Below are 23,065 nucleotides of genomic sequence, written 5' to 3' on the forward strand. Positions count from 1 at the left end.
TTCAGCTCAGCACGAGGGCGATGATGGCGAGCGCCGGCGCCAGCCCCTGGATGAGGGCGGCGCGCAGCTTCCTGCTGTCGCTCGTCACGAGGACGAGGGCCGCCGCCACCATCGATCCGCACGCGGCATGGATCAACCCGGCGGAGAGGTCGTCGGACGATGCCCCCGCGAAGGCCCCCACGGCGATGCCGATGACGGCGATGATCGCGAGGAACAGGTTGTAGAAGCCCTGGTTGTAGGCCAAGGGCTTCGTCACCTCGGCATCCTCGGCGGTGGTGCCGAAGACGGCCCTGGTCTTCGGGTCGGTCCAGGCGAGCGATTCGAGCCGGAAGATGTAGACCTGGATCAAAGCTGCGATGCCGGCGAGGACGAACGCGACAGTGGTCATGGGCTGAGCCTACGAGTGCTGGCCAGCCGCGATGTCCCGAACCCAACACGCTTCACCCCTTCACGAGATGGGCCACCCACCATGTGTGTCGCAATTACTGCGCGCTCATGTGGGAGCCGGTCAGCGGTGAGATTCAGGCGGTGTGGGTGCGTTCCTCGTCGAGCATGGTGGCCAAGGCGTCGTCGAACTCGGCGTTGCGTCGGGCCTGCCACCGCTCGCGGTCCTGCTCGTCGGCCATCCACTCGTCGACCCAGGCTTGGATGACGTGTTCGGGTGGCTGGTCGACCCAGGGGTCGGGTGGTCCGGTGTCGAGGCAGGCTCGTTGCGCTGCTCGTTGTTGCGCGGTGGCGCGTTGCTTCGCGCGTTCGCGCCGGATCTGGTTCAGGCGTGCGGGAAGGTCACGGTCGTAGGACCCCGGACTCAGGTCCCAGGTGACCGACGCGCCGTGCTCGTTGGGTGGGTGCACGGTGGCGATGAGTCGCTTGTCGTGGACGTGGGTGTGGTGGCGTTGACACAACAACGCCGCGTAGCCCAGATCCGTGGGGCCACCGTCGACCCAGTGAATGAGGTGATGTGCTTGAGCCCACCCCGCCGGGACATCACAGCCCGGGTAGGTGCAGGTCTTGTCACGGTGCCACAGGGCGCGGCGTTGACCCTTGGTGAACAGTCGGACCGCACGGCCGACATCGAGGATCTCCCCGTCGGCACCGAACACGACCGGGATGATGTCGGCGTCACACGCCATCTGTCGCACGATCGCCGGGCCCAGCATCGTGGCCTGCGCCCGCGACACCATCACCCGTCCACACTTCTCAGCAGAATCTGACGGGGTGACGGTGTCGGTGTGCGGGTCTTCAGGGTTCGGGAAGTGCGCGAGGAGATCGCCGGCGTTGATGCCGACGTGCAGGGTCGTGGACGCTCCACCCGGTGCGGTGTGGTCTGCGTCCTGACCGGCGACCTGCCCGCACACCGCAGCCAGTGCTTCCGCGCGGCGTTGCTCGGCCGGTCGCAGGTCCCGCTCACCCGTGACGTCGTTGGGTGCGGGCTGGGACAACGGCCCGATGACCGCTTCCAACGTGGCGGCTTGTTCGGGGGTCAACCCGAGCCGGTACTCGGTGATATCAGCATCATTGACCCTCGGTGAACTCAGATAAGCAGCCTTCCGCAGCTTCTTCTGCTTGTCGTCGAACTCACCCTCGACACCGAACATCGCGAGTAGGTGCGGGCGAAGCTTCCTGGCTTCCGCGGGTCCCCACAGGACACCGTGGTCCAGGATCGCCCGCGCCACCGTCGGCACAGCGTCCGGTTCCAACTGGTCCTCGAACTTGGCCATCTCGCGCAGTGCTGTCAACGCCAGCCAAGGACCGACCTCACCGGTGAGCACCCGCGCCCACACCACGCCTTCAGGCTTGTCCGGGTCGGCGTACGCCCCCGCCCCCGGGCCCGCGGTGGACCACAACCCGCCGGGCACCGAGCACGCCACGTCCTGGGCCAACTGGGCCAATTGATAGCCGCCGTCCTGTCGCAGCGACGGCGCGTGCTCCTGCACCCACGCCCCCACCGAACCCTCCCCACGACGAGCCGCAGTGAACTCGCCCCGGTGCGCGGCCTCGGCGGTGACCCGGATCTGCGCCGCACCCGCACGCGCCTTCACGTCATCAGCCAGCCGCATGAACTCCGCCAGCTCGGGACCGCTCAACCGGGCCAGCACGTCCCCCAACGGACCCACCCCGCCCTCATCACAGGCCAGCGCGTCACGGGCACCCTCCAACACCGCGCGCAATCGCGCTACGTCGGTCGCGGGTGTCTCGTTCATGCCTCAATTGTCGTCGAACTGGTGTTCGTATGTCAAGAGTTTTACCTACGCTCTGGGCTGAATTCGCCACTCGGGCAACCGAATTCGCATATAGGCGCGCGGTGTCGGTCCGAGGTGCAAACCCGACTGAGACCACGCTAACCAAGACCCCCGACAGCCCTCCCACGGAGAGCTGCCGTCGGTAGTGCGCGGCCCAGTGCAGGCACCAACGGCCTCGCCGAGGCGAGGCGGCGCGAGGAGCGGAGGGACAGAGGGACACCCTCAGCCAGCGAGAGACCGAGTCACGCGACCGGGACGGACTACGCGGCATACGTCGTGACGCCCGTGCTCATCCAGGTGTGGCGAGAAGTTCCCGGGCTCGCCGACCGCACGCTCATGCGCGACGGTCCCTGGCTCAGCTGACTCTCAGGACTTGCCGTGGCACCCCCGAGGAGCCACGGCCAACACTCGAGCTGCACTCGGGAAGAATCACTGCGCCAGCCGCGCAACCTTCACAGAACGGGTGAACGAAGGGCACGAAGGACGACGTCGCGTGTGTGGTGCTGCCCGGCCCCACCGTCGATGTCTCGGTCCCGGATCTCGTGCACGTCGATGGTCCAGCCGCGGTCGAGGGCAGACGCCACCTCGGCGACGTCGAGGAAGTGGTCGGGGTTGAAGCCGTGCTCCAGTGCCTGCTCCCGGTCAACGTCGGCGTGGTGCACGAAGAGGAGAGTCCCACCGGGTGCCACCGCGTCGAGCAGGGTCGAGAGCGTCGCGCCACCGTCCTTCACGAGGGCCGCATAGAACGCGATGACGAGGTCGAAGCGTGAATCCCGAGACGGCATACCCATGAAGGAGGTGACCTGCCAGTCCACGGCGACCCCGGCACCCTCGCCGTGCGCGCGGGCGCGGTCGAGCGCCACGGACGACACGTCGATCGCGGTGACCTGCCAGCCCTGTTGGGCCAGCCAGATGGCGTCGGCCCCTTCACCGCAGCCGACGTCGAGGGCGGTGCCGGGAGTCAATCCGGTTGCTTCGGAGACGAGGGCACCGTTGGGGTTGCCACTCCAGATCCGGTCGCTCTCGGCATACAACGCATCCCAGTCAGCGGGGGCGTGACCGGCCCGGCAGTGGCCAGCATCGCCGACGTCCCCGTGGTTCAGGTGGCCGTAGTGGTCGCCATGCCCGCGTTCGTGGTGCTCGTTCATGTCGACCAGTGTCGGTCACGCCGAGTGCACTGCGCATTCGGCGGCGCGCTTGTGCATCGTCGCCCTGTCCTGAGCGTTCCCGGCCAGCGACGCTGCCCGAAGGAAGTCGTCGCGCGCCTGCTCGTGCAGGCCCGCAGTGCATTCGAGGTCGCCAGCCACGGCCGGCAGCAGGTGATAGCTCGCGAGCGCCGGGAGACTCCGAAGCGGCGCAACGATCTCGAGTCCCGCCTCCGCGCCGAACGCGCGCCCCACCGCCACCGCGCGGTTGAGCTCGACGACGGGCGAAGGCACGACCTGCACCAAGCCGTCATAGAGCGCTGCGATGCGCAGCCAGTCCGTCTCCCCGGCCGTCGCTGCCCGCGCGTGGCAGGCCGCAATCGCCGCCTGGAGGGCATAGGGGCCAGCGGTTCCTCGCAACGCATCGATCCGGTCGATGAGGTCGAGTCCACGACGGATGAGCCACGGGTCCCAACGCGATCGGTCCTGGTCGAGCAGCAGCACGGCGGAACCATCGGCCCCCATGCGTGCTGCGAGCCGCGACGTCTGAATCTCCATCAGCGCCAGCAGCCCGAGCGACTCAGGATCACGCGGCGTGAGCGCCGCGAGCATCCGGCCGAGTCGCAACGCCTCGTGGCACAGGTCGGTGCGCACCCACGCGTCACCCGTTGACGCGGCATACCCCTCGTTGAAGACGAGATAGATGACCTCGCGGACGGCATCGAGCCGCTCCGCCCGTTGATCCATGCCGGGCAGCTCGAAGCGGATGTTTGCGGCGGCCAGGGTGCGCTTGGCCCGCACAATGCGTTGTGCCACAGTCGATTCCGGTGTGAGGAACGCCCGCGCCACCTCGGGAGTCGTGAGACCGCAGACGAGTTTGAGGACGAGCGCCGACCGCGCATCGGGGGCGAGCAGAGGGTGACATGACATGAAGATCAGTCCGAGCAGGTCGTCGGCGAGATCACCGTCGACGATGCGGTCCACATCCATCCCGGACGCCTCTGCCGTGGTGGCCGCGACGGTTCGGAGCTTGTCACGGCCGGTGTCCCGGCGGCGGATTCGGTCGATCGCGAGGTAGCGCGACGTCGTCGTCAGCCATGCTGCCGGATTGTCGGGTATGCCGTCCGCTCGCCACTTCTCGATCGCTGCGGTGAACGTGTCCTGGGCCAGCTCCTCGGCGGTGTCGAGGTCGCCGACGAGTCGGCCCAGGCGAGCGATGAGCCGCGGCGACTCGACGCGCCACAGGGTGGCGATCGTCGCGTCGACTGCTGCGGTGCTCATGTCAGGTCGATCCCGTTGCTGTCGCGGGCGGAGAACTCAGGCGAGGTCGGCGAACTCGACGACCTGGCGGACGTCGACGCGATGGGTGCCGACGATGAGCGCGAATTTGCGGGCGTGCTCGACCGCCTCCTCGAGTGAGGACACGTCGAGGATCGCGAACCCTCCGATGAGTTCCTTGCCCTCGGCGAAAGGTCCGTCGATGACGCGCACCGAGCCGTCGGTCACCTCGACGCGGGCCCCCTTGCTGCTGCCGTGGACACCCTCCCCGCCGAGGAGCACCCCGGACAGTGATGCCTCGCGCATGTATTCACCGATGGCGACCTGCTGCTCGGGCGACGGGACGACGCCGTCTTCCATCTCCTGGGTCTGGTAGTGCATGACCATGTAGCGCATTGCGGTTCTCCTCGGTCGTGTGTGGCTCAGTCGTTGTGGGTCAGTCGTGCGGGTCAGGGGGCGGATGAGGGTCACACCTCAGCCGGGGCGTAGACCAAGTGCAGCACTCCGGTGCTGAAGGTAGTGGAAGAGACGAGCGTCAGCGCGACGCTCGCCCCATCGGCAAAGAGCTTCTTGCCGGAGCCGACGACGACGGGGTGCACGAGGAGGTGCAACTCGTCGACGAGGCCCTGCTCGAGCATCCACCGCACGAGGGTGGCGCTGCCGGTCGTGCCGAGGTGGTGCTCGGCCTTGAGCGACTCGAGCTGGGCCCGCACGTCCTGGTCGGCGCCGCCGCCGACAACGCTGGAGTTCTCCCACGTGGCGTCCTCGAGGGTGGTGGAGACGACGTACTTGCGAGCGGGCCCTGCGCGTTTTCGACATGCCTGCCGAACTTCTTTCGGTTGACAGATTGGTAACTGTTGCGTTACCAATAACCCATGGACGCTTTCGCAGCTCTCGCTGACCCGGTCCGCCGTGATCTGGTCAGTCGGTTGGCACACGGCACAGCACGAGTCGTCGACCTTGCCGCCGAGCACGCGATCAGCCGACCCGCGATCAGCCGACACCTCCGCGTGCTCGGCGAGGCAGGACTCGTCGAGGCTGAGGACATCGGGCGCGAGCGGCACTACCGGCTCGAGCACGCCGGGCTCGCACCCGTGGCCGACTACCTCGCGGACCTCGCGGTCGCGCCCCGGTTCACCGAGACGATGCTCGACGGCCTCGACCTCGAGGTCCGCCGCACCGTCCGAGAGCACGCCCCGACAAGCACCGCAGGCACCGCTCGCACAGCACGCACTGCAGACCTGACGACACAGCACCCATCCCAGGAGACCGCATGAGCACCACGCGCACACCCACACCCACCCCGAACGCAACGGGACGCCGCGAGGATCGGGACGGCACGGCATACCTCGTGTTCGAACGCTCCTTCCGTGCACCGATCACCGACGTCTGGGCGGCGGTGACCGAGTCCGACCGGCTCGTGCGCTGGATCGGCCACTGGAGTGGGGACCCGGCGAGCGGTGCGGTGTCGTTCTGGATGACGGCGGAGGCTGCGGACGCTCCCGAGGAGACCATCCACATCGACGAGTGCGAGGCACCGCGGCGCGTCGTCATGCGCTCGGCACGCCCCGACGACAGCTCGCTCGAATGGCTGTGGCAGATCGACCTCGCCGAGAACGACGGGGTGACGACGCTGACCTTCGCGCAGGAGGTTGGCGACACCACGCTCGCCGAGGGCGTCGGTCCCGGCTGGGACTACTACCTCGACCGCATGGTTGCGGCCGAGACCGGAGGGGACCCGGGCGCCATCGACTTCGACGAGTACTTTCCTGTCCTCTCGGATCACTACCGCGTCGAACTGGCCTGAGACCAGGGCCCTCGGCACAGGTCCTCACCCCCGTTCCGCTGGGCAAGGGCGCAGACTGGCGTCATGACCCGCACCAACAGGACCGTACTCATCACGGGCGCCTCCAGCGGGATCGGCCGGGCGACCGCGTTGCAGCTCGCCAAAGAGGGGGCCAACCTCGTGCTCCTCGCTCGCTCCGACAAGGCGCTCGACACGGTGCGTCAGGAGTGCGAGGCGCGCGGCGGGCTGGCTCTCGTCACGGTGGCCGACGTCGGCGACGTCGAGTCGCTCACGGCAGCGTTCGATGCAGCCCGGCAGCGGTTCGGGCCCCTTGACGGGGTGGTGCACTCGGCTACGGCGCTCGCCTACGGACGCTTCGAGGACGTGCCCGCAGAGGTCTTCGACGCGTCCATCCACACCACCCTCACCGGCACAGCCAACGTCGCACGGGCAGCCCTACAGGCGTTCTCCCACACCGGTGGCGGGAGCCTGGTGGTGGTCGGGTCGATGCTCGGCAAGATCAGCGCTCCCTGGATGAGCTCCTACGTCACGGCGAAGTGGGGCGTGCACGGCCTCGTGCGCACCCTGCAGATTGAAGCCCGCAGCACGCCCGGCATCGACATCAGCCTCGTGTGGCCGGGTGGAGTCGACACGCCCGTCTACCTGCAGGCCGGCACCTACCTGCGGCGCAACGGTCGACCCCCGCCGCCGGTCGACTCCCCCGAGAAGGTTGCTCGTGCTGTCGTGCGCGCTCTCAAGCGTCCGCGCCGTGAGACGTCGGTCGGGCCGGCCAACCACTTGGTTGTGACCGCGTTCCGCGTCGCACCCGCGGTCTTCGACCGGCTCGTGACCCCACTCATGCGCATCGGAGGGCTCTCACGCGGCGAGGTCGAGAACTCGCCCGGCAACGTGCTCGCACCCCTCCCTGAGGGTGAGGCGCTGCACGGCCGTTGGGGCAGACACTGGATGCGTGGGGCCGCACTCGCTGGTGCCGCCGCCGGCGCGGCCGCAGTCGGCCGCGCACATCGACAGAGGAGCTGATCATGGAACAGAACGATGGAGTCGTCACCGTCACCCGCGACATCGAGGCCCCGGGCCAGGCAGTGTGGGATGTGCTCGCTGACGGGTGGTACTACGCGACGTGGGTCGTGGGGGCCTCGCGCGTGCGGGACGTCGACGCGAGCTGGCCGGCCAAGGACGCGCAGATCCACCATTCGTTCGGCATCTGGCCGGCGCTTCTCAACGACACGACTCAGGTGGAGAGCTCCGTCGAGGCGTCCGAGCTCGTCCTCACGGCACGGGGTTGGCCGGCAGGCGAGGCCCGAGTCTCGATCTCGATCACACCGCGCGACGGCGGCTGCACCGTGAAGATCGAGGAGGACGCCTCCAGTGGACCGGGAACCCTCATCCCGAAGCCGGTGCGCCAGCTCGCGATCGGCCCGCGCAACGTCGAGGCACTGAAGCGGCTGGCCTTCCTCGCCGAGGGCCGTCACAACCGCGGCGGTCATCACCCGGCCTGACGTCGTTGACTCGCTGGCCTAGAAGACCGGGCGCCCACCCGTGACGCCGATCACCGTGCCCGAGACGTAGCTCGCCTCGTCGGAGGCCAGAAAGACGTAGGCCGCCGCAACTTCGACCGGATGCCCTGCTCGACCGAGCGGCGTGTCCGTGCCGAAACCCTTGACCTTCTCCGGCGCCATGGTCGAAGGAATGAGAGGAGTCCAGATCGGGCCCGGGGCAACGGCGTTGACGCGGACACCACGCTGGCCCAGCTCGTTCGCGAGGTTGACGACCATGTTGTTGAGGGCGGCCTTGGTCGCGGCATAGTCGAGAAGGTGCCCGGACGGTTCGTAGGCCTGGACCGACGTCGTGACGATGACCGACCCGCCAGACTTCTCCAGTTCACCGGCAAGGGCCTGGATGAGCCAGAACGGAGAGAACACGTTCGTGGCGAAAGTCCGTTGGATCTGCTCCGGCGGGAAGGCCTCGATGCTGTCAAAGGTCATCTGGTAGGCCGCGTTGCAGATGAGCACGTCGAGGCCGCCAAGGAGCTTCACCGCGTCCTTGGCAAGCCGATGGTTGGCCGACAGCTCTGTGAGGTCGCTCGCAAGGCGGTGGGCGGAGCCACCCGCCTCGGTGATGGTCCGGACGGTGTCCTCCGCGTCGGCCTCCTCTTGCGGCAGGTGCGCGATGACCACCGCCGCACCCTCCTTGGCCATCGTGATCGCGACCGCCCTACCGATCCCAGAATCGCCACCCGTGACAAGAACTCGCTTGTTCTCCAGACGCCCGCGCCCGACCCATGACGTCTCGCCGTGGTCAGGTGCGGGTGACAGGTCAGCGGTCGTGCCTGGCCAGTTCTGCGACTGGGCAGGGATTCGCCTGAGTTTGGCGCGTGTCATGGCACTGTTCCTCCGGGCTCGGTAAGGATGGGATGGGCCAACTCTTCCTCTTCGACCCGGCTGAGACAACGCCACATGGTGACCTCCATGCGGACCGCGGGCCGGCGCGAACGGACGACTGTCACTCGCGCGGCAGCAATCGGTTCCAGGCCGTCCGCATGAGGGCTCGACGCACTCCCCCGGTGAGGCGACCGTTTGCTCCAAGCGCCGCGCGAGCGGCATTCCATCCGCAGGCCCCGTGGACTCCTCCGCCGGGGTGCGCCGACGCGCTCGCGAGGAAGAGCCCCGGCACCGGCGTCTCGGGTCGACCGAGTCCGGTGGTGGGGCGGAAGACAAGCTGTTGGTGCAGCCCTGACGTCCCGGCGTTGATCGCACCGTCGACGAGATTTGCGTCCGCACGCTCGAGGTCGTCCGGGGACTGCACGTGGCGAGCGACCTGAGTCGCGCGGAAACCCGGGGCGACCCGTTCGATGGCGTCCTCGATGCGGTCGACGTGCTGGTCGAGCCGCTCGCCGGTCCAGTCACCCCCGTGCGGGACGTGGGTGTAGGCCCAGGCCGACTCCGTGCCCTCGGGCGAGCGAGTGGGGTCCGAGGTCGTCATCTGACCGAAGAGGATGAACGGGCGCTGCGGGGTCCGACCCACAGACAGGTCGGCCGCGAAGTCGACGAAGCCGTCCGTGTCGACACCCAGGTGCACCGTCCCCGCCCCCCGGGCGCCCTCGTGCCGCCACGGCACCGGGTGGTCCAGCGCCCAGTTGACCTTGATCGTCGGGTTGTCCCACTGAAAGCGGTCGAGGTCGCGCAACAGACGCGCCGGGAGTGGCTGACCGGCGAGGAGGTCGCGATAGAGCGCAGGAGCCGGGACGTCGGCGAGGACGCCACGTCGGGCAGTGACCTCCCGGCCGTCGGCCAGGCGCACTCCACTCGCCCGACCGTGCTCCACGGTGACGGCCGTGACGGCAGTCCCGGTGATCACTCGCGCACCCTTGCTCTCGGCCCGCCGTCGCAGCGCCTGCGCCAGCTCACCCGCACCCCCTTGTGGCACCGGGAAGCCGACATCCTGACCGAGCATGCACAGCAGCCACCCGAACATCCCGCTGCCGGCAGCATCCGGGGGCACATCGCTGTGCATCGCGTTGCCGGTGAGAAGCAGCCCGGGGCCCGGCCCCGTGAACCGCTCCTGCGCGAGCCTGCGGACAGGGGTCACTGCCAGACGAGCGAAGTCGAGGGTGTCCGCTGCCCCGAGGCGACGCAGCATGCGGGTGGCAGAGACCACCGGCGGGAACGGTGTGAACAGGGCGTCGAGCAGCGGATCGCGGATGCGGTCCCACCCGTGGACGAGCTCGAGCCAGGCGTCACCATCGCCCGCGGCGTGAGCGTCGAGCCCGGCCGCCGTGTCCTGCGCCCGGTCGCAGAGGACTGCGGCGCTGCCGTCATCGAGGACGTGGGCGAGCACGTGTGGCGCCCGGCGCCAGACCAGACCGTGCTGCTCGAGGTGGAGGTCACGAACGATGGGGCTCGCAGCGGCCAGCGGATAGAACGCACTGAACAGGTCGCTGAGGTAGCCGGGCGCTGTCACCTCGGCGCTGCGGACCGCACCACCCACCTCGGCGTTGGCCTCGATGAGCACCACGTCCCAGCCCGCGTCGACGAGCGCATTGGCGGCGACGAGACCGTTGGGTCCCGCGCCGACCACCACCGCGTCCGCTGTCTCCATGGCGCTCAACACCCGCTGTCCCGTCTCAGTCCCGAGGACCCGGGTCAACCACGCTGCGTTCCCACACGGGTGAGGGCGGCGGTCATGTCTCGGACGGTGTCGTCGGCGACCTTCTTGAAGACGAGCTGCATCAGGGGGTCGGCGAACCGAGCCACTCCCTTGAACGTGATCGTGGCCGCGTAGCGGATCGTGCTGCGGTCTCCGTCGAGGGCGGTGACGTGGATGTCGTCCGTCGAGTCGGCGGTGTCGTTGCTCCCTTGCAGGACCACATGATCGGGTTCGAGGGTCACCAGTTCGTACTGCAACTGGGTCTCGCGGCCGAGCACCTTGCTCGTGTTGGTCCAGGTCGCGCCCGGCAGGACGGGTCCCGATGCGTCACCGTTGCGCACGCACGACACCGTCCCGGGGTCCCACTCGACGGCGTGGGCGAAGTCGGCCAGATAGGCGACCGCAGCGTCCTGAGCGCAGGACACCTCGAACTCTCGGACGATGTGGACCACGAGGGCCTCCTTCAGTTGGGACTTTCACACTAGGTCACCCGTTGTGGCGCGCGTCATGGCGCTGCGTCGCAGCCATGCTCGTCGAGCCATGGGGGTGGCACCACACCCCAAGGGGGGTAGTAGGCCCTGGGGCAGAGGCATAGCGTCGAGAGGACGAGCGCACGGCTCACGAAGCGATCGGCTTCCGAGCACCCACTGCGAGAGGGACGAGACAAGCATGGCGACCAAGAAGAAGTCCGCTGCACGAGCCCAAGCGACCCCGGCCACCGAAAAGCTCGGCAACGGTGGCGAGCTCCACCAGCTGGCAGGAGGCGACAGCCCCGTCCTGACGAGCGCTCACGGCGCCCCGATCGAGGACGACAACAACTCCCTGCGAGCGGGCGACCGCGGTCCCACCCTGATGTCCGACCATGCCTTCCGCGAGAAGATCTTCCACTTCGACCACGAGCGCATCCCGGAGCGCGTGGTCCACGCCCGCGGCTACGGCGCCCACGGCGTCTTCGAGGCCTATGAGTCGCTCGCCGACATCACCCGCGCGAGCATCTTTGCGAAGGCCGGCAAGAAGACCGAGACCTTCGTCCGCTTCTCCACCGTCGCCGGCAACCTCGGCTCCTTCGACCTCGCTCGCGACGTGCGCGGGTTCGCGACGAAGTTCTACACCGACGAAGGCAACTGGGACCTCGTCGGCAACAACATCCCGGTCTTCTTCATCCAGGACGCCGTGAAGTTCCCCGACCTCGTGCACGCCGTCAAGGAGGAGCCGGACCGCGGCTTCCCGCAGGCCCAGTCGGCGCACGACACCTTCTGGGACTTCGCCTCGCTCATGCCTGAGTCGACCCACATGACCTTGTGGCAGATGTCGGACCGCACCATCCCCCGCTCGTTCCGGATGATGGAGGGCTTCGGCGTCCACACGTTCCGTTTCGTCAACGCCGCCGGTGAGAGCCAGTTCGTGAAGTTCCACTGGAAGCCCGTGCTCGGCATGCAGTCAGTGGTCTGGAACGAGGCCGTGAAGATCAACGGCGCCGACCCCGACTTCCACCGCCGTGACCTGTTCGACGCGATCTCGGCCGGCGACTTCCCCGAGTGGGAGCTCGGTGTCCAGATCTTCGACGACGCCTTTGCGGACTCATTCGACTTCGATGTCCTCGACGCGACCAAGCTCATCCCCGAGGAACTCATCCCGGTCCGCCCGATCGGCAAGATGACGCTCAATCGGGTGGTGGACAACGTCTTTGCCGAGATCGAGCAGGTCGCGTTCATGACCCAGAACGTCCCGCCCGGCATCGACTTCAGCAACGACCCGCTGCTCCAGGGCCGCAACTTCTCCTACCTCGACACTCAGCTCAAGCGGCTCGGGAGCACCAACTTCAGCCAGCTCCCAGTCAACGCACCCAAGTGCCCGGTGGCGCACTTCCAGCGCGACGGCCACATGCAGACGTCCCTGCAACCCGGCCGCGCGGCATACGAACCGAATTCGTTCACCGGTGACGACCGGGGTCCGCGCGAGGCCGGTCCGGACGGGCATGTGCCCTTCCCGGCGCCGGTCGACGGGCAGACCCGCCGCATTCGGGCGGAGTCGTTCGCCGACCACTACAGCCAGGCTCGCCAGTTCTGGATCAGCCAGACGCCGGTCGAGCAGGACCACATCGTCCTGGCCTATGCGTTCGAGCTCGGCAAGTGCGAGATTCCCGCGATCCGCGAGCGCATGATCGCCAACCTGCGCAACGTCGACGAGGCCCTCGCGTCCGGGATTGCCGACAAGCTGGGTATGCCGCTTCCCGCGGCGTCCGCAGCCGCCGCTCCCGTCGTGGAGACCGACGTCTCACCTGCACTGAGCATCCTGGCGAACGCGAAGGTGACCTTCGAGGGCCGCAAGCTCGGACTTCTCGTCGGCGACGGCGCCAACGCAGCCGCGGTCAAACGCCTCACCAAGGCTGTCGAGAAGGCGGGCGGCACCGTGGAGGTCGTCGCGGTCAAGGTCGGCGGCGCCACCCTCGCGGACGGTTCGGTGCTCGCAGCCAAACAGGCCGTGGCCGGTGCGCCGTCGGTGCTCTACGACACCGTCGCGATCCTCGCGGGAGCCGAGGGCGAGAAGGCCCTGGCCGACGAGCCCGCCGCGCGTGACTTCCTCACCGACGCCTTCACCCACTACAAGGTCGTCGGCGTCGGCTCCGGCACCGAGGCGCTCGTCGCCGCGGCCGGGCTCACCGGCAAGTTGGACGATGCCTGCCTGGCGCTCGACACGGCGAAGGACACCACGGCATACATCGATCGTATTGCTGGACCGCGTCACTGGGAACGCGACCTCACCGCATGAAGGCACTGACCTGGCACGGCAAGAGGGACGTCCGCGTCGAGGACGTCCCGGATCCTCGGATCGAACAGGCGACGGACGCAGTCATCAAGGTCACCTCCACCGCGATCTGCGGTTCGGACCTGCACCTCTATGACCCGCTCGGGCCGTTCCTCTCCCCCGGCGACGTCCTCGGTCACGAGACGATGGGCGTCGTCGAGGAGGTGGGTGCCGAGGTCACCCACATCAAGGCCGGTGACCGCGTCGTCATCCCGTTCAACATCTCCTGCGGTGACTGCTGGATGTGCGAGCGCGGCCTCATGGCGCAGTGCGAGACGACCCAGGTGCGATCGCAGGGCAAGGGTGCTGCGCTCTTCGGCTACACCGAACTCTACGGTTCCGTGCCGGGCGGACAGGCGGAGTACCTCCGGGTCCCCCAGGCCCAGTTCGGGCCGATCCTCGTGCCCGAGGGGGTCGCGGACGAGCGCTTCCTCTATCTGTCCGACATCCTTCCGACCGCGTGGCAGGGCGTCGAGTACGCGGAGGTCCCCGAGGGCGGCAGCCTCGCCGTGTTCGGTCTCGGCCCGGTGGGACTGCTCGCGGTCGCGATCGGCGTGCACCGCGGGCTCCGGGTCATCGGCGTCGACAACGTCCCTGAACGCATGGCTCGGGCAGAGCAGTATGGCGCGACGGTCATCAGGTCCGACCTCGACGACGTGCCAGGCGCGATCCGTGACCTCACCGACGGTCGCGGCGTCGACGGTGGGCTCGACGCCGTGGGCATGGAGGCGCACGGCAGCCCCATCGCCGAGGCGGCCATCAAGACGGTCGGTTTCGTCCCCGACAGGCTGGCCAAGCCGATGATGGAGAAGGTCGGCATCGACCGCCTGGCCGCACTCCGCTCGACCATCGGGTCGGTGCGCCGAGGCGGGACGGTCTCGGTGAGCGGTGTCTATGGAGGCATGGCCGACCCGATGCCGATGATGGAGATGTTCGACAAGGGGCTGACCATCCGCATGGGTCAGTGCCACGTCAAGCGCTGGATCGACGACATCATCCCGGTCGCACTCGCGGACGGTGACCCGCTGGGGCTGGAGAGCCTTGCCACGCATCGGCCCGCGCTCAGCGAGGCGCCCGCGGCATACGAGATGTTCCAGAAGAAGGAGGACGGTTGCGTCAAGGTCGTCCTCAAGCCATGAGCAGAGTCGCGCTTGGTGGCGGCGCGCCTCGCGGGCCCGACCACACCGCCTGACGACCCCGTGGACCACCCCAGGTCAGGGCGCCTCGGCCTGGGGTGGCGAAAGCGTGAGGAGTTGGTCGACGGGCGCGTGGTCATCGGTGAGCACCATGGCGTCACCGATCCACGTGTCGAGTTCGGCGCCTTCGATCGCCTCCCACCCCAGTCCGCGCTCAACCATGGCATCGACGAAGGCCGCGCTGTCGACGGGAGAATCAGAGGCGACTGCGACCAGGTTGCCTCCGGAGCCGGGTTCCTTCGCGATCGTCTCCGTCTCGGCGGCCAGGACGACGTGGTCGAACTCGGCCCGCAGCGTGGCCAGCTCGGCCCGGACGAAGTCCATCGGACCGAAGTCGATGAGGTTGGCGGCATACACACCACCCGGCGCGAGGACTCGACGCACATCGGACACGGCCTCACGCGTCGTCAGGTGCCACGGGATCGTCACGCCACCGAAGGCGTCGCCAACGACGAGGTCCTGGCTCGATGCAGCCATGGACCTCACCCCCAACCGTCCGTCCTCGACCCGCACCTCGAGGTCCGGCCCGGTCTGCAGCTCGAGGCTCTCGACATCGATCTCGAGCACTCCCCTGTCGATCTCGGAGACGACGCTTCGCGTCCCCGGGCGGACCTGCGCGAGGTGGCGCGGCAGGGTCAGTCCCCCACCACCGAGGTGGTATGCCGTGAGCGGCTCCGTCGGAGGGAACTGGGTGGCCGTGACGGAGGCCAACGCGGCGACGTAGTCGAACTCGAGATGCGTCGGATCAGCCAGGTCGACGTAGGAGTGCCGGACCCCGTCGAGCACGAGCAGCCGTCCGGTGGCGCGATCCTCGTCGGGGACGACCTGGGCGCAGTGATAGACGGTCTCGGCGTCGCAGCTGCCCGGTCCCCACACGGCACCGAGCGCGCCGGGGACGAGCAACGCGACGGGCAGGCCCGCCCGCCGCAGACCGCGACCCCACAGTCCAAGGACCAGTGACGCCAGCACGAGCAGCACCCCCAGCCCGACGAGGACGACACTCACGGGGAACGCCGTGACGAAGACGAAGCCGGTGAGGACCGTCCCGGCGATCGCCCCGAGCGTCCCGGTGCCCGACAACCCGCCGACCACGCTGCCAGTCTCGGACAAGTCGGTGAGGCGCAGCTTGGCGACGATCGGTGAGACCGCCGACAGCAGGGAGCCGGGGACGAAGATCGCGAGAGCGCCCACGAGGAAGACTCCCGGGCCGGTGAGCTCCCCGGCGCCGCGCACGACGAAGGGCATGAGCGACACCACGACACCGGACACTGCGAGCAGCGGCGCAAGCAGCCGCCGCGGGTCATCCCCGTCGGCTGCGCGGCCACCGACCCATGCACCAGCGGCGATCGCGGCGAGGGCGATGCCGATGACCAAGGTGCTCGTCTCGAGCGTCAACCCGAGGTAGGGCGCGAGCAGACGCAGTGAGACCAGCTCGACCACGAGCACCGCGCCGCTGGTCCCGAAGACCAGTGCGCCAGCCGTTTTGCCACCCATGCGTTCGGGCCCGGGCGCGGACTGGGAAATCACCGACGGGCAGATCTAGGAGGTCTCTCTCACCTGGGCCAGGGGAACCCTGTGTTCGCCAGCGCTGGCGGCGGGGAGCAGCACCCGCAGACGCGTCGGCGCCATCTCGTGGTCAATTCCCCAGAGGACGGCTCTGCTCCGGCTCGTCACGCCCATCGTGCGATAGGCCGTGCGGATGTAGGACTTCACCGAGTTGATGCTGAGGTAGGTGCGCTCGGCGATCTCGTTGTTGCTGTATCCAGCGGTGACCAGAGCGATGATCTCTGACTCCCTCGCGGTGAGTCCCTGATCGCGCCCCGGCCAGGTGTTGCTGGCAAGATCTGGCTCCTCGACAAAGGGGATGACCTCGAAGCGCCGATCCTGGACCGCGATCAGGGCCTCGACGAGAGCCTCGGCATCGAGCGACTTGTGCAGCGCCGAGTGGACGCCCCGACGACGGGCAGAGGCGACGAGCTCCTCGGTGAGCAACCACGTGTAGAGCACGACCCGGCCGATGTGCGGGTTCTCGCAGAGGTCGTCGAGATCCTCGGAGCCGAGGTTCGTGCGGGTGAACGTGTCATAGAGCGCGATGTCGACCGGGCGAGTGACCGGCGCGTCGACGTCAAGCTCGACCACGCGGATGAGGTCCTGGAATGGCCCCAGCATTGCTGCGACCCCGCGCACGATGAGCTCGTGGTCGTTGACGACGGCCAGGGTGAGGGGTCGGGCAGTGGGTAACGCGGTCAGGCGTGGTGCTGCGCTCATGGCTCCTACTCTACGTGCGTCCTGGCGTGCCGCCGCTCTTTGTGTGGGGGCATCACGAAGCCCTCGTACCCCAGAGAGTCACCGTCAAACATCACGAGGTCTCGGCGTGCGAACTCCTCCAGCCACCCCCGCATGGGCCACTCACCCCAGCGACGGTGGAAGGTCGTCGCGTTGCGGACGATGTCTGCCAGGTGCTCCACCGGTGGGCGTGAAACCGGGTGGAACTGGTGGTAGGCATCAGCCCCGCCAACCCACGCCAGGTCGACGCCTCGCGAGCGGGCGGACCAGCCGAAGTCGGTGTCCTCCGCGCCGTAGCCGACGTACTCCTCGTGGAAGCCTCCGACCGTGCGCCATGTCGTCGGCGTCATGGCACAGCTCAGGGACCAGAAAAGGGCGTGGTCGCCACCGCGCTGGATCTCACCGACGGGAGGGTCGGGGCGGACGATGTGCGGAGCCCTCAGTCCATCGAGGAGCCAGGGGTCGGCAGGGACGCCCACGCCCTCGTCGAGATAGGTCACCGGCCCGGCGAGCAGGGTCCCGGGCGCCCGGGACGCTGCCCGTTCATAGGCAGTCACGAGATGCGGCCCAGGGGCGCAGTCGACGTCGAGCAGGATGACAAGCTCGGCGCCACCGGTGAGCGCGGCCTCCACCCCAAGGTTGCGGGCCCTGGCGAGCGGCAGCCCCAGGGGGTCGCCCTCGGTATGGATGACGGTCGTGCCGCACTCTCGCCCCACGACGTCGTCGATGCGTGGGTCGTCCATCGCCACGATGACGTGTGCAGTCTCGGGAGAGAACGTCCGCAGAGCCCGGCGTTGCTCGCGCAGGTGGTCGTGGCGGCCATGGGCGATCGTCACCACCGTGGACACTTCAGGCACCGGCCACCACCTCGACCAGTGAGGCCGCGCGAGCCGCAGCCCCTTGGCATCCCCACTTCTCCCAGCTCTGCCCGCCATCGGCTCGGGCCTGGCGCACGAGGTCGCCCCAGTCCGCGCCCTTGACGTCGTCGTGGTGCACGACGTGGGCGATCCCCGAGCCACCGAGCACGTCGCCCATGTGCGCCTGCTCGGCGAAGGGGCGACTCTGCGGAACCACCACTGCTGGGACCCCCCAGCCTGCGACGTCGGCGATCGCGTTCTGGCCGGCGTGGGTGACGACGATGTCCGAGCCGGCGAGGTGCTTCTGGATGTTCGGGAGCCAAGCGCCTCCCCCGGCCATCATCCAGTCGACCTCCGGGACCGCCTTGGTGATGACCTCGGGCAGCTGCGGATCGTCGAAGCCCTCGGAGCCCGTGAGCAGAAGCCCACGCGGGCGCTCCCGAGATGGGACCAGGGAGAGACCAGGAGTGGCCGGTGGGCCGCCGGCTGCAGCGCGACGGGTGATCCCCCCGACTGCCACGACAGGCGGGTGGCCGGGAGTCGAGCTCGCGGCTCCGGCCCTCTGCCAGATCTGCTCGGTCGCCCACGAGGGCCACGGAGCGAGGACTGCGGATGCTGCGTCCAGGGCCGCCGAGTGCGCCGGGTCGCGGCGGTCGCCGGGTTGCGCCACGATCACGACGGGGATGCCGAGGAGACGCACCATGACGGCCACCTCGCACGACACGTCGACGACGATCACGTCGGGTTCCTCCACTTGGACCCACCGGGCGATCGTCGTCATGCGCTCACGGAATCCGCTGTGCCACAGGGGCGCCCAGTGCATTCGCCCGTGGACCGTCACGTCGGCGCCCGATTCGGTGCCTCCCTCCGGCAACGGAGCGTCCATGGCAAGGAGGACAGTGCTCAGCGAACCGGCCCGGGCCGAGGCGCGGTCAAGCACCGATCCGAGCAGGGTGACGTCCGCGCCGCGGGCGACGAGTTCGCTGCCCACGACGGTGGCCCGGGTGCGATGCCCGGCTCCGTGGTGGTGCACGTACCACCCCACCTTCATGGCTGGTCCTCACGGCTCAGGATGCGCTCGCGATAGAGCTCGACGTACTTCGCCACCATGCGTTCGACGCCGAAGTCCCGACGCGCGGCCCGTCGCACGTCGGCTCTCTGCAGATCCGACACGGTGGACAGACCTTCGAACAGCCCTGCTACCAAGTGCTCCTCATCACCCCGACAGTTCACCAGCGCGCCGATCGCAGGTGTGACGACCTCCTCCAGCCCACCCCGGGCGAGGGCAACGACTGGCGTCCCCCACATGGCCGCCTCCGCAGCAACCAGGCCAAAGGGTTCGTCCCATCGCGGGGTGACAAGGGCGGCAGCACTGGTCCGCACCAGCGCCGCGAGATCCACGTGGGAGAGGTGACCGACGTGCTCGACATCCCCGCCGAGTTCCGGAGCAATGACGTCCTCGAACCAGACCCGGTCGCTGATGGGACCCGCGAGCCGCAGCGGACGGCCGGCACGCCGAGCCGCCCGGATCGCGAGGTCGGCGCCCTTCTCGGGCGTGAACCGGCCCATCCACACGAGGTCGTCACCGCCCACACCCGGACCTGCCCCGTCGTCCTCGACGCCGTTGAGGATGACCCGCGGCGGTGTCGGGAGGGTGGTCCAGTCGCGAGCGTTCGCCCTGGACACGCAGGCGTATGCCGTGTCCGGACTTGCGAGGGCGACTCCCAGCTCCATCCATGGGAAGGGTGGGGTGTGCAGGGTCGTGACCAGGGGCGCGGGGAGCACCTTGCTGAAGGCCAACGGTAGGAAGTGCAGGCTCTGGTTGTGCACGACGTCGATGTCGGGCCGTGCCAGAAGGTCAACGACCGCACTGGTCATGGCGGCGTGGTCGCGCAGGAACTCAGGTTCTGGCAGCTGGTGGTCGAGCGCGGCGACTTCACTGAGCCGCGGCAGCTGCGGATAGGGCACGAGCTCGTCGGCCAACGACGGGTCGGTACCGGCGCAGGCGTGGAGCCGGACATGGTGACCGAGCCGACGCAACCCACGCGCGAGGAGCGCGGTGTGCGCCTCCTGCCCGCCGGCATACGGCTCGATGATCGGATGCCGGGAGGTCGCGAACATGGCGATCCGCATTCAGCCCACCTCGTCCTCGAGCGTCGTCATGAAGTCCGCGAAGCCACCACGACACCGGCTCAGGCGACGCGCCGAGGAGGCCACGCGCACTGCGTCCGTCGCGACCCATCTGGTCGTGTGGGCGCGAATCCTTCGGACGAGGTCGACGTCCTCGTCCGTGGCCAACGGGCGGAACCCGCCGACGTCGAGATAGGTGCTGGCGCGCAGCCCGAGGTTGGCGCCGTGCACGTGCGGATGACCCTCGATGAGGTGGTGACGCGCCCGCCACTTGGTCAGCACCTCGGTGTCCGTGAGTCCGAACGGCTCGACGGTGCCGACAACCGCGTCGTGATCCACAGCCAGCTCGACCTGCCCGGTGAGCCAGTGCGTGGGGACGACGGTGTCAGCGTCGGTGCAGGCGATCCAGAGGTCTTGAGGTGCGATGCCGTTCATGGCGCTGGACGCAAGCGCCCAGCGCACCCCGGCGTCCCGGGTGGGGCCGACCATCCCGAAGTCCACGGCCGTGCTGTGCACCCGAGCTGTCTCCACGACCAGTGCGGAGCGGTCGCGGCAACTGTCGAGAACGACGGTGACGTCGACGAGCAGATCTGGCCTCACTGCTCGCAACGCGAGGCGGGCCCGTTCGACACTGATGAGGCACCGTGGCAGCAGCTGCTCTTCGTCGCGTGCCGGGATGACGACATGGACAGCGGTGATCATCGCGTCACCGAGTAGCCATCGACCAGGAGGTCAGGCTCTGCGTGGCTCGACGTCGACCATCGTTCGCAGACGGCCCGGATCTGTCCATGGACGGTCGGACCGTCGGAGGGGATGTGCTTTGTCGGGTGGCGCCAGTGCACGAGGAGGAGCTCCCCGCCGGGCGCGAGTCTCCTCAGCACAGCCGCAAGAGTCAGCCACAGGTCGAACGGCCTGAGGAAATAACCGACCTCCGAGAGCACGACGAGGTCGAAGGGCCCCTCGACGTCTCCCAGGACCTCAGGTGCCACACCGTGGACCCATGAGACGCTCTGTGCCCCACTGCGCCTCGCGACCGCCAACGCGCGCGAACTGGCGTCGACGGCCACGACGGTGTCGGCGCGGTCCGCGAGCGCGGTGGTGAGCGCGCCCGTCGAGCATCCGACGTCGAGCACCCTGTCGTAGCGTTCGCTGCGAAGCGCGGCGAGGGTGAGAGCGCGCTTTCGGCGTTCGTACCAGCTCTCGCTCGACCACGGGTCGTCGCCGTCGGCGAACATCTCGTCGAAGGTCTGGCCCACTTGCTGCAGTCCCGACCCTTGGTCCTGCTCCTCGTCTGACCACCGGATCGGCTCCTGGCCGCCCAGCACGAGGGTGGTGAACCCGCGGCGGAAGGGCGCCAGGACGTCTGCGGTGAGCAGCGACTCGTCCCCCACCGCCGGCGAGAGGGGCAGCCGCTGGGTGCGGTGCTCCGCAAGCGCGCGCTCACTCTTGGAGAGGCCGTCGAGCGTCGCATCCACCACGACCGACTCCGCCCACGGGAGGTCATCCGGTTGACCCCAGTGCCACAGCCACACGAGGTAGTGCGCCAAACCGACCGGCCCATCGTGGCTGCGAGGAGTCGAGGCCACGGCCTGAGTGGCAGCCCGTCCAGCCGCGTCGTGGTCGGGGTGGCCGTCGGCCGTCCACGGCGCAATGACGAGGGTGCCGGGACGGATGAGGTCCTGGATCGCGGCGACCGCTTCGGCGTGACGGGACGGCAGGTCGCCGTCAGCGAGACCGGCATGGACGATGCGGGCGGACGGAGCGAGGACGGCGGCTGCACAGTCCGCCTCGGCACTGCGCATCGACGCCATGCGGGCGGGCGCAACCGTGGGCGAGCGCGGGTGCGAGGCCTCACCGTCGGTGAGCACCAGGATGCTGACGTCAACTCCCAGGCAGGCGGCGTCAGCAATGAACGCGCCAGCACCCAGGCACTCGTCGTCCGGGTGGGCCGCCACGACGAGCAGGTGGTTGTGTCCCGCGAGAAGGGTCGCCGTCGTCGGCCTCGCCAGGGTGGCCCAGCGCTCATCGCCGATCCAGCGAGTCTCGCCGTCGGGGTGATGGAGTGAGCCCGTGTGGGGACTCATGTCGCTCGCCCGACGAGCAGCGACCCGAGCCGGGCCACGTCTCGCTCGCCGTGGTGCTGCCGGACATAGATGGTCAGGTCGGCGACGCGACGCGCGTGCTCCTCGTCGCAGGTGAGTGGTGCCGGGCCCAGGGCGCGGGCCGTCTCCGAGAGGGCGAGCTCGGTGGCGCTGGCAACCGTGCTCCGGGCGCGGGCGGCCATGATCTCACCGGCGCAGCCCGTCGCCTCACCCGAGTCGATGCGGTCGGCGGCGGCACGCAGCGCGTGCTCAGCCCCTTGCAGCGCGAGGTCGAGCCGACCGAGGTGGAGCAGCGCGAGCTGGTCCGGTTCACGAGCGTGAGCTGCCTCCAGCACCCGCTGGGCGAGCGCACAGGCGCCGCCGAACCACACCGCGGCCACCCCCACACCTCCCCAGGAGAAGCCCGGTCGATCGAGGTACCACCCCGGCGGCCCCACGGGCATCGCGGGCACGGCGTCGAGCTCCAGAGCAGTGCTGCGCACGGCCGCGAGGCCCCGCGACACCCAGGGGTCGTCGCTCACCCGGACTCCGGGGTGGGTGAGGTCCACGGCGAAGACCTGTCGGCGCGACTCGTCGATGTGCGCAGTGATGAGGGCATGGGACAACCGGTCGGCGAGCGAGCACCACGGCTTGACCCCGGACAGCATCCACTCGCCACCGACCGCGTGGGCGTCGAGGTGCGCACCGGGTGCGTGCGCGGCATACACGCCCCACGTGCTTCCACGCGGCGCGCTTGCACTGGGCCAGCTGCCATCGACGCCGCGATCGCGCTGGGCAGCCTGGCCGAGGATCGCGAGCGCATCGAGGTGGGGTTCCACGACCCGCGCGACCGTGAGGTCCCCGGCACCCATAGATCCCAGGGTCTGGAGGTAGCTCCACGTGGACCGTCCAAGGCTCTCGCTCGTGGGGCCGAGTGCGCGGGCAAGATCGAGGGCCCCGTCGATGTCCGGGCCTGCGGAGCGGGCAGCGGCCACGAGTCCCTGGTCCGCCCACCCGAGGAAGGTTGGCGTGGACGGTCCGCCGGTCCGCGGCTCGGCGGAGCCGGTGGTGACTCGGGGTTCAATCAC

At 68.9% G+C, this 23,065-nt stretch carries 23 protein-coding genes; 6 read left to right on the plus strand and 17 right to left on the minus strand.

Annotated features, from left to right (window positions below):
• Position 1 precedes the first annotated feature (1 nt).
• The 6 genes from V6K52_RS19000 to V6K52_RS19025 form a co-directional block, all read right to left on the minus strand.
• Positions 2–388 carry a DUF1304 domain-containing protein gene (locus V6K52_RS19000; protein WP_353951673.1) on the minus strand — a complete coding sequence of 129 codons (387 nt, stop codon included), beginning with the start codon at positions 386–388 and terminating at the stop codon, positions 2–4.
• A 133-nt stretch (positions 389–521) separates the two neighbouring features.
• Positions 522–2,204: a DUF222 domain-containing protein gene (locus tag V6K52_RS19005; protein WP_353951674.1), complete on the minus strand. Its 1,683-nt coding sequence runs from the start codon at positions 2,202–2,204 to the stop codon at positions 522–524.
• A 491-nt stretch (positions 2,205–2,695) separates the two neighbouring features.
• A complete protein-coding gene (locus V6K52_RS19010; RefSeq protein ID WP_353951675.1) occupies positions 2,696–3,391 on the minus strand; it encodes a class I SAM-dependent methyltransferase in 696 nt (231 codons plus the stop codon).
• A 15-nt stretch (positions 3,392–3,406) separates the two neighbouring features.
• Positions 3,407–4,669, minus strand: coding sequence for an RNA polymerase sigma factor (locus tag V6K52_RS19015; RefSeq protein ID WP_353951676.1), 1,263 nt, complete (start codon positions 4,667–4,669; stop codon positions 3,407–3,409).
• A gap of 36 nt (positions 4,670–4,705) precedes the next feature.
• Positions 4,706–5,062 (minus strand): YciI family protein, encoded by a 357-nt coding sequence (locus V6K52_RS19020; protein ID WP_353951677.1) that lies wholly within the window; start codon positions 5,060–5,062, stop codon positions 4,706–4,708.
• A 71-nt stretch (positions 5,063–5,133) separates the two neighbouring features.
• Entirely contained in the window at positions 5,134–5,640 is a 507-nt protein-coding gene (locus V6K52_RS19025; protein ID WP_353951678.1) for a dihydrofolate reductase family protein, read from the minus strand.
• On the opposite strand from V6K52_RS19025, the gene V6K52_RS19030 reads away from it, so the two are divergent.
• The 4 genes from V6K52_RS19030 to V6K52_RS19045 all read left to right on the plus strand — a co-directional run bounded on the left by V6K52_RS19030 (position 5,542) and on the right by V6K52_RS19045 (position 7,972).
• Positions 5,542–5,943 carry a metalloregulator ArsR/SmtB family transcription factor gene (locus V6K52_RS19030; protein ID WP_353951679.1) on the plus strand — a complete coding sequence of 134 codons (402 nt, stop codon included), beginning with the start codon at positions 5,542–5,544 and terminating at the stop codon, positions 5,941–5,943. The genes V6K52_RS19025 and V6K52_RS19030 overlap by 99 nt on opposite strands.
• Positions 5,940–6,473, plus strand: a complete 534-nt coding sequence (locus V6K52_RS19035) for an SRPBCC family protein (protein WP_353951680.1) — start codon at positions 5,940–5,942, stop codon at positions 6,471–6,473. Before V6K52_RS19030 ends, V6K52_RS19035 begins: the two co-directional genes overlap by 4 nt.
• A 63-nt stretch (positions 6,474–6,536) precedes the next feature.
• Positions 6,537–7,493, plus strand: a complete 957-nt coding sequence (locus V6K52_RS19040) for an SDR family NAD(P)-dependent oxidoreductase (protein WP_353951681.1) — start codon at positions 6,537–6,539, stop codon at positions 7,491–7,493.
• Positions 7,494–7,495: 2 nt separating this feature from the next.
• Positions 7,496–7,972: an SRPBCC family protein gene (locus V6K52_RS19045; RefSeq protein ID WP_353951682.1), complete on the plus strand. Its 477-nt coding sequence runs from the start codon at positions 7,496–7,498 to the stop codon at positions 7,970–7,972.
• 18 nt (positions 7,973–7,990) lie between these two features.
• On the opposite strand, the gene V6K52_RS19050 is transcribed toward V6K52_RS19045, so the two are convergent.
• The 3 genes from V6K52_RS19050 to V6K52_RS19060 all read right to left on the minus strand — a co-directional run bounded on the left by V6K52_RS19050 (position 7,991) and on the right by V6K52_RS19060 (position 11,071).
• The gene (locus V6K52_RS19050; protein WP_353951683.1) at positions 7,991–8,854 is read right to left on the minus strand and encodes an SDR family oxidoreductase; all 864 of its coding nucleotides are present in this window, start codon (positions 8,852–8,854) and stop codon (positions 7,991–7,993) included.
• A gap of 121 nt (positions 8,855–8,975) precedes the next feature.
• Positions 8,976–10,571, minus strand: coding sequence for an NAD(P)/FAD-dependent oxidoreductase (locus tag V6K52_RS19055; protein ID WP_353951684.1), 1,596 nt, complete (start codon positions 10,569–10,571; stop codon positions 8,976–8,978).
• Positions 10,572–10,615: 44 nt separating this feature from the next.
• Positions 10,616–11,071, minus strand: coding sequence for an SRPBCC family protein (locus V6K52_RS19060; protein ID WP_353951685.1), 456 nt, complete (start codon positions 11,069–11,071; stop codon positions 10,616–10,618).
• A gap of 217 nt (positions 11,072–11,288) precedes the next feature.
• On the opposite strand from V6K52_RS19060, the gene V6K52_RS19065 reads away from it, so the two are divergent.
• Both V6K52_RS19065 and V6K52_RS19070 read left to right on the plus strand, forming a co-directional pair.
• Complete coding sequence (locus V6K52_RS19065) at positions 11,289–13,391, plus strand: catalase (RefSeq protein ID WP_353951686.1); 2,103 nt, start codon at positions 11,289–11,291, stop codon at positions 13,389–13,391.
• Entirely contained in the window at positions 13,388–14,566 is a 1,179-nt protein-coding gene (locus V6K52_RS19070; protein ID WP_353951687.1) for a zinc-dependent alcohol dehydrogenase, read from the plus strand. Before V6K52_RS19065 ends, V6K52_RS19070 begins: the two co-directional genes overlap by 4 nt.
• Positions 14,567–14,641: 75 nt before the next feature.
• Here V6K52_RS19070 and V6K52_RS19075 read toward each other — a convergent pair whose 3' ends face one another.
• From V6K52_RS19075 to V6K52_RS19110, 8 genes are read right to left on the minus strand one after another with little or no spacing between them, the layout of a single operon-like run.
• Positions 14,642–16,150 carry a fused MFS/spermidine synthase gene (locus V6K52_RS19075; RefSeq protein WP_353951688.1) on the minus strand — a complete coding sequence of 503 codons (1,509 nt, stop codon included), beginning with the start codon at positions 16,148–16,150 and terminating at the stop codon, positions 14,642–14,644.
• A gap of 12 nt (positions 16,151–16,162) precedes the next feature.
• On the minus strand, positions 16,163–16,891 hold the full coding sequence (locus V6K52_RS19080; RefSeq protein WP_353951689.1) for a response regulator transcription factor: 729 nt from the start codon (positions 16,889–16,891) through the stop codon (positions 16,163–16,165).
• 5 nt (positions 16,892–16,896) lie between these two features.
• Positions 16,897–17,766, minus strand: a complete 870-nt coding sequence (locus V6K52_RS19085; protein ID WP_353951690.1) for a galactosyltransferase-related protein — start codon at positions 17,764–17,766, stop codon at positions 16,897–16,899.
• Positions 17,759–18,817 carry a glycosyltransferase gene (locus V6K52_RS19090; protein WP_353951691.1) on the minus strand — a complete coding sequence of 353 codons (1,059 nt, stop codon included), beginning with the start codon at positions 18,815–18,817 and terminating at the stop codon, positions 17,759–17,761. The genes V6K52_RS19085 and V6K52_RS19090 overlap by 8 nt, the downstream gene beginning before the upstream one ends.
• Positions 18,814–19,899: a glycosyltransferase gene (locus V6K52_RS19095; protein ID WP_353951692.1), complete on the minus strand. Its 1,086-nt coding sequence runs from the start codon at positions 19,897–19,899 to the stop codon at positions 18,814–18,816. The genes V6K52_RS19090 and V6K52_RS19095 overlap by 4 nt, the downstream gene beginning before the upstream one ends.
• On the minus strand, positions 19,900–20,598 hold the full coding sequence (locus V6K52_RS19100) for a glycosyltransferase (protein WP_353951693.1): 699 nt from the start codon (positions 20,596–20,598) through the stop codon (positions 19,900–19,902).
• Positions 20,595–21,980, minus strand: coding sequence for a bifunctional PIG-L family deacetylase/class I SAM-dependent methyltransferase (locus V6K52_RS19105; protein WP_353951694.1), 1,386 nt, complete (start codon positions 21,978–21,980; stop codon positions 20,595–20,597). Before V6K52_RS19105 ends, V6K52_RS19100 begins: the two co-directional genes overlap by 4 nt.
• Positions 21,977–23,065: an acyl-CoA dehydrogenase gene (locus V6K52_RS19110; protein ID WP_353951695.1), complete on the minus strand. Its 1,089-nt coding sequence runs from the start codon at positions 23,063–23,065 to the stop codon at positions 21,977–21,979. The genes V6K52_RS19105 and V6K52_RS19110 overlap by 4 nt, the downstream gene beginning before the upstream one ends.

This window comes from Knoellia sp. S7-12, assembly GCF_040518285.1.
Classification (GTDB): Bacteria; Actinomycetota; Actinomycetes; order Actinomycetales; family Dermatophilaceae; genus Knoellia.